Source organism: Cytobacillus sp. ABV4_503 (assembly GCF_056158445.1).
Genome location: NZ_JBSWTH010000001.1, coordinates 267,130 through 279,356, shown reverse-complemented (window position 1 = coordinate 279,356; position 12,227 = coordinate 267,130). Strand labels below are relative to the sequence as shown.

Genomic DNA, 12,227 nt, shown 5'->3' with positions numbered 1-12,227 from the left:
TAATCTATCCTCTCTTCTTACGGGTCATGACATCAAAGATCACAGCACCCGCCAATACGCCTCCGCGGATCATATACTGGAGGGAAACCCCCACACCGAGCAGATTCATGCCGCTTGATAAAGAGGCCATGACTACTGCACCGATAATGGCACCAGTGATTTTGCCCACGCCCCCTGCAGAAGAAACCCCGCCTACATAAGCAGCTGCAATGGCATCGAGTTCAAATAATGTCCCAGCTGTAGTGGTCGCTGACTGAAGGCGCGAGGTGAATAATATGCCGGAAAGGGCTGCCAGCATCCCCATTGAACCGAATACTATATACGTAATTTTATTTACATTGATTCCGCTCAAATGTGCCGCTTCCGGATTGCTTCCGACAGCATATATATGTCTTCCAAGCACGGTTTTCGTTGTCAGGAAGTGATAGATGACAACCACTAAAAGCATAATGACAACCGTCCAGGAAAACCCGTTGTAGCCTGCCAGGATCCAGGTAATATAGGAAATGATAGCAGAAATAAAAACTAATTTAATAATAAAAATCCCTTTTGACACTACCTCGAATTGATAGTTCATCTTGTTTTTCCGCGTGGTAATTTCACTGTATACATACAGCAATATGGCCAGTACACCGAGAATCAGTGTAAGGAGATGCAGTCCATTCACTTGCATAATCGAAGGAATGAATCCGTTTCCGATTGCGTTAAATCCGTCATCCTTGATGATAATGGTCCCTGTTTTCTCTGTTACCTGAAGAAGTGCACCTCTAAAGATCAGCATTCCTGCTAGAGTAGCTACAAAGGAGGGGATGCCGAACTTTGCAACTAGCAGGCCATTGAATAATCCGACAAAAATACCCAGCACGAGGATAATCGGAATGGTGATATAAAAAGGCACTCCCATTCCCGTCAGGAGAATCGCAGCAATGGCTCCCAAAAAGCCGGCAACAAACCCGACTGAGAGGTCGATATGGCGAATCACGATAACCAGAGTCATCCCCACTGCCAGGACAGCGATGTACCCCGTTGAATCAAGCAAATTACTTATATTTCGTGAAGACATAAACAGCCCGTCAGTCATAATGGTGAAGGTGAGCATAATAACGAATAAGGCAATGTACATGCCGTAGTCACGGATATTATCCTTAAATAGCGATTTCGCTTCGTTTAAAAATTCCATATATTTTACCTCCTATTGCGTAGCAAGCTGCATAATACTTTCCTGACTTGCTTCTTCAATCGACAGCTCGCCTTTCATTTGGCCTTCCGCCATTACATAGACACGATCGCTCATCCCAAGGACTTCACCCAGTTCTGAAGAAATCATAATGATGCTCATGCCTTCCTCAATCAATTGATTCATTATCGTATAAATTTCGAATTTTGCCCCAACATCAATGCCCCGCGTCGGCTCGTCCAGGATCAGCAATTTTGGCCCGACAAATAACCATTTGCCCAGGGACACTTTTTGCTGGTTCCCCCCGCTCAAATTGCCGACAATCTGTTCAAGGGAGGATGCTTTGATATACATGGACTTTTTATATTCCGTTGTTTCCTTCACTTCTTCGTTATCATTAATCACTCCATTTACAGCAACCCGTTTGAGGTTTGCTGCAGAAATGTTGTTTTTAATATCCTGTATTAAAAACAGGCCGTCCCCTTTTCGGTCTTCCGTTACGTACGCAATCCCTGACCTGATGGCGTCATTCGGATGCTTCAGCGTTTTTGGAACGCCATCCACCAATAGTTCGCCTTGTAATTTATAAGATTTTGGATTTCCGAAAATACTCAGGGCAAGTTCTGTCCTGCCTGACCCCATCAAGCCCGCAATCCCGACAATTTCTCCTTTCTTAACATGAAAATTAACATCTTTTACAACCTGCCTGCCCAAATGCACAGCATACGCAGACCAGCTGCGGAGCTCAAGTACAGGATCGCCAAATGTTTTGTTCATCCTCTTCGGATAAATATCTTCAATTTCCCTGCCAACCATGTTTTTAATAATGACATTTTCAGAGATTTCGCCTTTTGCTGCGTCCAGAGTACAAATGGTTTGGCCGTCACGAAGCACCGTAGCCTTATCTGCAATCAAGATGACTTCTTTCAGCTTATGGGAGATCATGATGCACGTAATTCCCTGCTCTTTCAGCTCATCTAACAGATTCAGCAGATTTTCGCTGTCATCCTCATTAAGTGCTGCAGTCGGCTCATCCAGGATAAGCAGTTTCACATCCTTGCTTAAAGCTTTGGCAATTTCGACTAATTGCTGTTTTCCAACGCTCAGATCTTTTACGAGTGTTTCAGGGTTCACATCGAGCTTAACCTTATCCAGCATTTTTTTAGCTTCAGCAATAGTCCGGTTCCAATCGACGATTCCGCCTTGCCTCATTTCATTGCCCGCAAATATATTTTCATAGACTGTGAGATCAGGAAACAATGCAAGCTCCTGGTATATAATGACGATTCCTGCTTTTACACTGTCACTGATCTTGTTGAATTGCTGCACACTGCCCTCAAATACAATATCCCCCTGGTAGGTGCCATAAGGATACACGCCACTGAGTACCTTCATCAGAGTGGATTTACCCGCTCCGTTTTCACCGATCAAGCAGTGGATCTCACCTTTTTCCACCTTGAAATTGACATTGCTGAGCGCTTTGACACCTGTAAATTCCTTGGAAATCCCGTGCATTTCCAAAATACTTTCGCTCATTATAACTCCCCCCTTAGCCATACAGCTAATCAGAAGGAGAAATAGTGATAGACGCATCTATCACTATTTCTCGTCCTTTATTGATTAAAGTCCTGTAAATTCATCAGCTTTATAGTATTCAGAATCAATCAGTTCTTTTTTCACGTTATCTTTGTCGACAACGATTACATCTGTTTGCTTTGCTTTAACTTCAACCTTGCCGTTATCGTAAGATCCGGTTGTCTCAGGGTCCTTGTCTTCAAGGATATCAATCGCCATACCCATTGCATCTTTAACGAGAGTACGAACATCCTTGAATACTGTCATGGATTGCTTTTCATCAATAACATACTGAATGGAAGCTTTCTCTGCATCCTGGCCTGTTACAAGATAGCTGGATACTGCGCTGTCAGTTCCAAAGACATCTGCAATGGAACGGGCAGTTCCGTCGTTCGGAGCAAGAATGGCCACATCGCCTTTCATATCATCAGAAGCTGCTGTCAAATGCGTTTGTGCTTTGTTCTTCGCTTCGTTCGGATCCCAGTTCGTTGTCACCTGTCCAATAATTTTGCTTAGCTGATCACGGGACAGATCAGCTGTATCTTTCAAAGCTTCAGCTTCGCTTGAGTTAGCAATCTTGAATGTCCCATCTGCAATTTTAGGCTGTAGCACACTCCATGCTCCCTGGAAGAACAAGAAGGCATTATTATCAGAAGCAGCTCCGGCGTACAGGTACAGAGGCACGTCCTTGCCCTTTGCGTTGTCAACTAAATATTGCGCCTGTGCAGCTCCTACCGCAAGGCTGTCAAATGTTACGTAGTAATCAATAGCATCTGTATTGGTAATTAAACGGTCATAGGAAATGACTTTTACGCCATCTTTCTTTGCAGCCTCCACCGCTGCAGCAGCTGCATCTCCATCTTGCGGACAGATAATCAGCACATCAATCCCTTTGTTCAGCAATGTTTCTACATTTTCTTTTTCCTTAGCCGAAGAGCCCTGGCTAAACAAAATCTCAGTTGTATATTCCGTTCCTTTTAACGCATCTTTAAATCTTTGCTCATCCTGAACCCATCTAGGCTCATCTTTCGTTGGCAAAACGATTCCGACACTCACTTCACTGCTGCTGCCGCCAGTGCCCTGGCTGCATCCTGCTGCAATAAACGCAAACATCATCAGCATAAGAGAAATGACTTTCCACTTTCTTTTCATTTCTTTTTCCCCCTTTATAATGGATAAAAATTACCTGCCTACAGGAAAAATTATAACTTTATTACCAGTCCGTGAAAGCGTTATCACTAGCACTCTTTTAATATCACCTGTAATTTTTTATACTTAATCCAATCTCAAATCTCTACTTTTGCTTCAGCATTTTATTATTTTCTCAATTAAAAAAGACAGCCTGCAAAAGCTGCCCATAAAAAAATGCGTTAATCCAAAGATCAACGCAAATCTCTTTATAAAGCTTCACCCTCAGTTTGCTTTTTACCCGGCGCAAACCAGCCAAACAGAGCAATGGCCACCAATACGCCATAAAAGACCAGTGTCCATCCTGTACTATGAGGAAAATGATGGTCAAGGACACCGATATCCTCATGGGCAAGTGTGATAACAGCAAGTTTGACACCCACCCAGGCAACAATCGCATAAGCTGTTGTTTCCAATGCCGGGCGTTTGGCAAGGAGCTTCACAAACCAGGTTGCAGCAAACTTAATCAGAATCAGTCCGGCAATCCCGCCAAGCACCACTACAATAAACTGGCCGCCATCCATGCCGCCGAAATCATCAAGCGGTGAATCCGGCAGACCAAGTGCCAGCGCCACAGCAGCAAGAATCGAATCGATGGCAAAGGCAAGATCGGCTAATGCAATCTTCCCCACAGTAGGCCAAAATCCTTTCCCTGCTGCTTCTTCCTTCACATCCTCACGAATATTTTCATTTTCTTTCCCGAACTTAGCCTTAATCACATGTTTTAAGCCAAGGTACAATAGATAGGCAGCCCCAATCGCCTGGATCTGCCAGACGTTTGCAATAAATGATATGGCAAATAGCGCACCAAACCGGAAAACGAAAGCCATAATTATTCCGTAATTTATCGCCCTTTTCTTCTGATCTTCCGGTAAATGCTTCGCTATGACTGCTAAGACAAGAGCATTGTCAGCCGACAGCAATCCTTCCAGTCCAATTAATATCAATAATGCCCAGGCATACTCGAGCCAAATAGACTCCATCCGCGACACTCCTTTCAGGAACAAAAATGTTCTTCATTGATTCGATAACTATAGATTCCCCAAAAATGCTGGAGGAAACCTTAAAAATATATAAACAAATGGCGTCCTATATTCAGGACACCAGAAGAAAAAACTAATTATTTAAATCAAAAAGCCCCGGCGCATGCTCATTTGGCATATCAGGCATTTCAGGAACAGGATAGCCTTTTGGCGGTTCTACCACGGCAAGGTCTCCGCCATTTCTGCTTGGAGTGGTCCCCTGAAAAACTTCACCGATCCGGGTATCATCAAGCCTGAAATTAAACTGGGCATTGTGGAAGCCCATTTCCACATATTTTCGGCATTCAGGGTATTTATTTAAATCGTAATTAGGAATCGGGAATATTTTGCCCCAATTCACTCCTAGCGTTTCCAGTGCTTTTGCAAAAGCATTTTGATGGGCATTATCCCGGACAATCAGGAAGGCAATCGTCTCTCTTAGCGTCTTATTGCTGCTCATCTCGTAAATTCTTGATTTCTGGAGAACACCCGTCGATTCAAGAACCACATTATTCAGGAGGTTGGCCACCAGGTTGCCATGGTCATATACCCATGAGCCGTTCCACGGGTTGCCGCCAGCATCGACAGGAAGAGATGCCTTTGCCCCCATAATGAAATGATGCGGATTCGCTCCACCCTGGATCACATCATCCAATGGAGCTCCATCTGCAGCCTGATTGCCGGGCATATTCCCTCCCGCTTCATTCAGGAGCTGATTAATCGTAGTTTGAACGAGTTCGACATGGCTTAGCTCTTCCAAAAACACACCTCTGATCAGATCACGATATTGCTTCGCTTTTCCTCTGAAATTTGCGCTCTGGAATGAAAACTGCATCAGCGTCCTCATTTCGCCAAACTGTCCGCAATGCCTCCTGCAGCACTCTCGCCGCATGAGGATCCGGTTTATCAGGTACTATCATATTAATTAAATCTTCTTTATAAAAGTACATGTTCATCAATCTCCTTATTCCAGCATTCTTAATTAGAATGCCTGGCCTAAGGCAGGCTATTCATAAAATAAACAGGCGGCTTAACCTTTCTGCAAAACATGATACCGTCATAGTGCTCTTGCGGATAGATGGCAATGGGCAGCAGCCCCATCATGCCGGCTTCGAGGAGCCGCCATCTCCGATTCAGCCAGTTCCGTTTAGGAAGCCCCTTTTCACATAAAGGTACAAAACTGTCATGTCCACAGGCATCCATAAACAAACTTTCCAACTGCCTTTTAGATACAACAATAGGAAAGTTCACTCGAAGCAAGGAGGCAAACTCACCCTCTCCAGCATAAAAACCTATGGAATATACCTGATCCCCATAGCATTTTGTAAGCAGCTGCCCGACATTCGTGATACCAAACAGCTTAGAGGCCACGGTTTTGCTTTTTCTAATATGAAAATTATGAGCCCATACAATGACCTTTTCTCCATTGTAATACTCTTCTAATAACCATTGCAGGTTTCTGAACATATACGTTCCCCGCATGACGCCGGAAGAAATCCAGCTTTTTGTATTGATTTCCAGCCACTTCAGCCGATTTTCGAGTCCCTTCCTAATAATGTGAAAGATCTTTTCTTTTTTCCAATCGGCTTCTTCCAATCTGTACTCAAAAAGTTCCAGACTTGAATGATATAGATCCATACACATTTGTATCTTTGCTTTAATCTTCTTAGGTATTTTCGTTTGTCCCCCTATCTCCTTATCAATGTTGAAAAATACTGTTTCTGCCTGATGAATGGAAGCATATAGTTCTTCCTCTGTATGAATCTTGAGCCATTCCAGCATGTTTTGCGAGATCAGCGGGTATGCAGGCTGAATATCCATTCCAGCGAGATGCATCTCATTGGCCCATGTTTCCTGAAATAAAGGAAGCATTTCTTCATTATGATAAATATCCAGCAGTCCGTGCTGGATTTGTTCCCTGGCAGGCAGGCCATTCAATGTTCTTCTGCAAAATACCGCTTCAAGCAGACCGCTCTCGAGAATAACTACATTAAATCCATGGACACTATGCAAATACTTAATCATATTGATTTTGGCTGTGTAAAAGTCACCGACTCCATGGTCCTCTCTCCCAGCAGTACAATCCTTTTCCCCTCAACATATGGATCCATACAGGCGAAATCAGATGGATCAGATATTTCACAGCTCTTGCTGGCTATCTGATCTATCCAAAGTAATTTTGTTTTTTGTGTTATGTAATTCATAACAAGGCCTCCATCATAATGCCGGGGGAAATTCCCCTATTAAGAATATATCTATGTTTACGAATTGGAAATAAATTGGTTTCATTTATTCTTTTATTCATATACTTGGCAAAAGGAACCTTCGAAAAGGTAAAATAAACTGAATCCATTCGGAGAAGAAACGGGGAGACTTTATGAATGCCTATTTACTTTTAGCATTAGCCATTGTAAGTGAAGTGTTTGGCAGCTCCTTGCTTAAAGCAGCAGACGGATTTAAAAAGCTCCTGCCATCCATTGGTGTAATCATTGGATACGGTGTCGCTTTTTATGCGCTATCTTTATCGTTAAAAACGCTGCCTCTCGGCGTAGCCTATGCGATTTGGGCTGGCCTCGGGACTGTGCTGACAGCCTTAGTCGGAGTCACCATCTATAAAGAAAATGTAAATGGCAAAAAATTTCTGGGACTGGCTTTAATAGTTGGAGGAGGCATTTTATTGAATAGCGGTGGAGGCCATTAATATGAGGGGATATTTTTATTTAACAGTCTCAATCGCAGGAGAGATTTTTGCCACCACCATGCTCAAGCTGTCGGATGGATTTACTGTGCCGCTGCCAACTTCGGGAGTCTTGTTTGGCTATACACTTTCATTTTATTGCTTATCATTATGTCTTAAAACGGTTCCATTAAGTCTGGCTTATGCCATTTGGTCAGGTGCAGGAACAGCGTTAACAGCGTTGATTGGGTCCATTATATGGGGAGAAGCATTTAGCAGCCTCAAGATACTCGGAATCATTTTGATTATTGGAGGAATAGTCGTATTGAATTCTGACAGCAGTGCAGAAACGGTAAAAGAGCCTTCACGCTAGGGCTCTTTTTTTGTTCCCTCATGCAGGGAAGAGATTGAGCAGATCCATACTCCCTTTATTAAATATCTTTTAAAGCCCTCAGCGTCTTATCCCTAATCTGAACACGGTTGATATAATCCTTTGCAACAAGTTCTGTGTACAATAAATCAAATAGCAGAAACAGAGGGAGTGTTGGAGAAATGTTCTGCCCCATATGCATACTGCTTTTACTCATAACCAGAAGGGATAAATCTGCTAACTGGGAAAGTTCAGATGTTTTATCACTTGTTATGGCAAGAACTGATGCCCCTTGTTGCTTGGCAATCTTAACAGCATCAATGACTTCTTTTGTTTTCCCTGAAACTGAAATGCCTAGGACAAGACTGCCGCCAGAGCTTAACGCAGCATCCATCACCGCCTGATGAGGGTCTGTAATAGACTCAACCTGGATACCAATCCTGAAAAACTTCCATTTGAACTCCTGTGCTGCAATTCCTGAGTTGCCGATGCCGTATACATGCACTTTTTTTGCATCAGTTAAAAGTGAAACGGCTTGCTGAATATCTAAATAAGTCATTTTCCGAAAAGTCGTTTCGATAATCTCCAAATGATTCTGATAGAGATTGGAAAAATAATCAATCTCCTTGATATCACTGGATATAGTCGGTTTGTTCCTTAAATCAATATATCTTTTTAATTCATGCTTAAATTCATTAAAACCTGAAAAAGAGATTTTCTGACAAAAACGGGTGATTGTAGCTGGGGAAATATGAATTTTTTTGGCAATTTGACTAATCGACAATTGGCTGATTTCATCCGGATTTTCGATTATATACTTTGCCAAGTCCGACTCAGAGCTTGTGAATTTTTCCATGGTGCAGGCTATGCCATGCAGAAGATTCTCACCGAGATATTCCATACTCTTTTCTCCTCTATTAGATAGTCCCTAGGTACATTATACAAGATACTATCCTTATTTTTAGATCATTTGCTAAAAACTATGAAATCCCCCTTATCTTGCCGAACAAAAGCAAAAAGCTGAAAACAGCCCAGTCGGCAGCCTGAGCTATTTTCAGCTATTCTTTATTTTTGCATAGCGTCTACAAATCTTTTCGTAATGATCTGCGGTCTTGTAATTGCACCGCCCACCACAACTGAGTGAACATGAATATTCAGCACAGAGCGTGCAATTTCCGGGGTTGAAACATTTCCTTCAGCTATTACCTTTGCATGCTTCACATCTTTGACGATCTGTTTGATCACAGCGTAGTCATGATCATCAATTTTCAATCCTTTTGTTTCTTCTGTATATCCGTATAATGTTGGTGCCACTATATCAAATCCCAGCTTGTCGGCAAAAACGGCTTCCTCCACTGAAGAAACATCTGCCATCAGCAAAATCTGTGGATACTTCGATCTTACTTCCTGATAAAACGATTCTAAATCACTGCCATCCGGCCGGATCCGATTAGTTGCATCTGTTGCAATGATTTCGGCTCCCGTCTCAGCTAAGGCATCGATTTCTTTCATGGTTGGTGTAATAAAGACAGGATGATCCTTGTATACCTGTTTGATGATACCGATAACAGGAAGATCGACTAGTTCTTTAATTTCCCTAATATCAGGAACGGAGTTTGCCCGAATGCCAGAAGCTCCTCCCTCCTTTGCAGCCAATGCCATGCGCCCCATAATGAATGGACTATGAAGCGGTTCTCCTTCTAAAGCCTGACAGGATACGATTAGTCCATTTTTGATCTGTTCCAGCACTTGATGCATTTAAAAACACGTCCTTATTATTTATTACTGACCTAAATACTCTTCTACTTCGTTTTTAACAATGGTGACTTGAGGTCCATAAATAATTTGAACACCCGTTCCTTTTTTCACAATTCCTTTTGATCCAGTCTGTTTAATGACATCATCTTTTACGAGGGAATCATCTTTAACAGTTACCCGGAGACGAGTCGCACAGCAATCAACAATTTCAATATTATTTGTTCCGCCCAATCCTTCTACAATTGTTTTGGCACGGTCTGTAGCTGAAACTTGCTCTGCTGCCTGTTCTTCGTCTTCACGTCCAAGAACTTTGAAGTTCTTTTTTCTGATTAAGAATTTAAACGTAAAGTAGTAAAGGAAGAACCATGGAATACCTACCATCAATACATATGGCCAATTTGTTTTATCGGCACCTTGAAGAATTCCAAATAAGATGAAATCAATAAATCCGCCTGAGAAGGTTTGCCCAACAGTAATATTGAAAATGTCTGCCATCATAAAAGCAAAACCATCGAAAATAGCATGCACTAAATAAAGAAGAGGTGCCACGAATAAGAAGCTAAATTCAAGCGGTTCTGTGATACCGGTCAGGAATGATGTTAACGCTGCTGAAAGCAAAATACCTGCTACCACTTTTCTGTTTTTCTTTTTAGAGCAATGGTAGATGGCCAATGCAGCTCCCGGCAGGCCAAACATCATTGTAATAAAACGGCCTGACATGAATCTGGATACCCCTTCGTAATATTGTTCAGTCGATGGGTCACCCAATTGCGCAAAAAAGATATTTTGTGTACCGCTGACTAATTTTCCGCCAATCTCCAGTGTTCCGCCAAGAGCAGTTTGCCAGAAAGGAAGGTAGAAAATATGGTGCAGGCCAAGCGGTCCAAGCATACGCAGAATAAATCCATAGAAAAGGGTTCCGATTTCCCCTGTGCCTGTAACCACTGATCCAAGCCCATTGATTAATGCCTGGAAATATGGCCATATCACAAATAGAATCGCTCCTACAAAAATCGAAGCAAATGAAACGACTATAGGAATAAAACGAGATCCCCCAAAGAATCCTAACACTTGAGGCAGCTGAATTTTATTGTATTTATTATGCAGGGCAGCTGCTGCAATCCCGACGATAATTCCGCCAAATACACCTGTTTCTAAAGTCTGAATCCCGACAGCCAGCCCTTGACCGGCTCCTGCAAGGTTATCCTTGGCCAGGTCTCCGGTTAATGAAAGCAGCGCACTGATGGTACTGTTCATAACAAAATAACCGATCATGGCTGCTAAACCAGCCGTTGCTTTATCTGAACGTGCTAAACCAATCGCTACCCCTACCGCAAATATGATCGGCAAGTTGGCAAATACGATTGAACCCGCCGCACTCATGATCGTAAAAATGGCCTGCAGCCAGCTGATATCTAAAAATGGATAAGCTGAAACCGTATTCGGGTTAGACAGCGCTCCGCCAATTCCTAATAATAAACCTGCTGCCGGCAAAACGGCTATTGGCAGCATAAACGATTTACCAAATTGCTGTGCCTTTTCAAAAGCTTTTTTCATTGATACTGACCCCCTTTACCTTGATGAGAAGCTTTTCTGCTTTAACCTTCTATCCGTATCATATATTCACAGCTTCAGCAGTTCAATGAGATTGAAACCGTTTTCAATCCTTTTCATCATTCTGCCGTCAACGCTGAAAATACGTTCAATTGCTAAATTGCCTAAAAACATAATTCGAAATTTGGAGGACAGTAAAAGAAAATATAAAATGGGGTTGATTATTTACGGTTAAATCTTCATTCAGCAAGATTATAAAATAGAATTAACCTTGATTCGCCAAATCATATGATGAGCCCCTTCTCCTCAATAATCCTTTAACAAATAATCAGGTTCCCCAAACTTTTTTCTCCAGACCTTTTGTGAATGTTTATATCCTGAATCTAAGCAGAATTCTTCTATTCCTTTATTCCTTAAGGTCAAATAAATTGCTGCCACTAATTGATTGCCTATGCCTTTTTTCTGATAGTCAGGATGCACGAATACTGTGCCCACTTCATAAAGATCTTTAAGTGCCTGATCTGTACATTTTTTTATTAGGTCACTAGCTGGACCGTATTCTATTGATCCAATGATTTTTTCTCCATGTAAAGCAATTAAAAAATACCGTTCTTTACCGCCGCTTTTCATATCACTATTCAGACAGCTTTTCTTGGCTTTAATTTCTTCTTCCATGTCTTTCAGCAAATCTCCAATACCTTCTTTGTGAAACGTATCGGTTACAACCAATCTAAAGAAATTGTTTAGATCTTTTACATCCTCTTCTAATGGTCTTCTTATCATGACACTATTCATTATTAACTTCCTTTCGCGAATCTGACTTACCTGTCCTGTTAGCCCAATAAACTGCAATCCTGTACTTTTGATCAAAAATGCCCCCTGACCAGGGGCATTATTATCCAAATC

Annotated in this window: 12 protein-coding genes and 1 pseudogene; 2 read left to right on the top strand and 11 right to left on the bottom strand. The window is 42.1% G+C overall.

Translation table 11 applies throughout. The features are described from left to right. Positions 1 to 4: 4 nt before the first annotated feature. From ACXAD1_RS01510 to ACXAD1_RS01480, 7 genes and pseudogenes are all read right to left on the bottom strand, one after another. Entirely contained in the window at positions 5 to 1,180 is a 1,176-nt protein-coding gene (locus tag ACXAD1_RS01510) for a sugar ABC transporter permease (protein WP_370223906.1), read from the bottom strand. Between the two features lie 12 nt (positions 1,181 to 1,192). After that, complete coding sequence (locus ACXAD1_RS01505) at positions 1,193 to 2,713, bottom strand: ATP-binding cassette domain-containing protein (protein WP_474909233.1); 1,521 nt, start codon at positions 2,711 to 2,713, stop codon at positions 1,193 to 1,195. An 84-nt stretch (positions 2,714 to 2,797) separates the two neighbouring features. Beyond that, on the bottom strand, positions 2,798 to 3,904 hold the full coding sequence (locus ACXAD1_RS01500; RefSeq protein WP_370223908.1) for a sugar ABC transporter substrate-binding protein: 1,107 nt from the start codon (positions 3,902 to 3,904) through the stop codon (positions 2,798 to 2,800). Between the two features lie 245 nt (positions 3,905 to 4,149). After that, positions 4,150 to 4,923, bottom strand: coding sequence for a TerC family protein (locus tag ACXAD1_RS01495; protein ID WP_206845076.1), 774 nt, complete (start codon positions 4,921 to 4,923; stop codon positions 4,150 to 4,152). Between the two features lie 133 nt (positions 4,924 to 5,056). Further along, positions 5,057 to 5,912, bottom strand: a pseudogene (locus tag ACXAD1_RS01490) (manganese catalase family protein). Positions 5,913 to 5,958: 46 nt separating this feature from the next. Continuing rightward, positions 5,959 to 6,987 (bottom strand): erythromycin esterase family protein, encoded by a 1,029-nt coding sequence (locus ACXAD1_RS01485; protein WP_474909232.1) that lies wholly within the window; start codon positions 6,985 to 6,987, stop codon positions 5,959 to 5,961. Further along, complete coding sequence (locus tag ACXAD1_RS01480) at positions 6,984 to 7,166, bottom strand: hypothetical protein (protein ID WP_474909231.1); 183 nt, start codon at positions 7,164 to 7,166, stop codon at positions 6,984 to 6,986. Before ACXAD1_RS01480 ends, ACXAD1_RS01485 begins: the two co-directional genes overlap by 4 nt. A gap of 173 nt (positions 7,167 to 7,339) precedes the next feature. Here ACXAD1_RS01480 and ACXAD1_RS01475 point away from each other — a divergent pair, with 173 nt between their 5' ends. Both ACXAD1_RS01475 and ACXAD1_RS01470 read left to right on the top strand, forming a co-directional pair. Then, a complete protein-coding gene (locus ACXAD1_RS01475; protein WP_370223911.1) occupies positions 7,340 to 7,663 on the top strand; it encodes a DMT family transporter in 324 nt (107 codons plus the stop codon). A 1-nt stretch (position 7,664) separates the two neighbouring features. Beyond that, the gene (locus ACXAD1_RS01470) at positions 7,665 to 8,012 is read left to right on the top strand and encodes a DMT family transporter (RefSeq protein WP_370223912.1); all 348 of its coding nucleotides are present in this window, start codon (positions 7,665 to 7,667) and stop codon (positions 8,010 to 8,012) included. Positions 8,013 to 8,070: 58 nt separating this feature from the next. Here the strand turns inward: ACXAD1_RS01470 and ACXAD1_RS01465 are convergent, their stop codons facing one another. From ACXAD1_RS01465 to ACXAD1_RS01450, 4 genes are all read right to left on the bottom strand, one after another. Further along, on the bottom strand, positions 8,071 to 8,910 hold the full coding sequence (locus tag ACXAD1_RS01465) for a MurR/RpiR family transcriptional regulator (RefSeq protein ID WP_370223913.1): 840 nt from the start codon (positions 8,908 to 8,910) through the stop codon (positions 8,071 to 8,073). Between the two features lie 164 nt (positions 8,911 to 9,074). Beyond that, positions 9,075 to 9,767 (bottom strand): N-acetylmannosamine-6-phosphate 2-epimerase, encoded by a 693-nt coding sequence (locus ACXAD1_RS01460; protein WP_370223914.1) that lies wholly within the window; start codon positions 9,765 to 9,767, stop codon positions 9,075 to 9,077. A gap of 24 nt (positions 9,768 to 9,791) precedes the next feature. Continuing rightward, on the bottom strand, positions 9,792 to 11,324 hold the full coding sequence (locus ACXAD1_RS01455) for a maltose/glucose-specific PTS transporter subunit IIC (protein WP_206845083.1): 1,533 nt from the start codon (positions 11,322 to 11,324) through the stop codon (positions 9,792 to 9,794). Positions 11,325 to 11,627: 303 nt separating this feature from the next. Next, positions 11,628 to 12,116 carry an N-acetyltransferase family protein gene (locus ACXAD1_RS01450; protein WP_474911268.1) on the bottom strand — a complete coding sequence of 163 codons (489 nt, stop codon included), beginning with the start codon at positions 12,114 to 12,116 and terminating at the stop codon, positions 11,628 to 11,630. Positions 12,117 to 12,227: the final 111 nt, after the last annotated feature.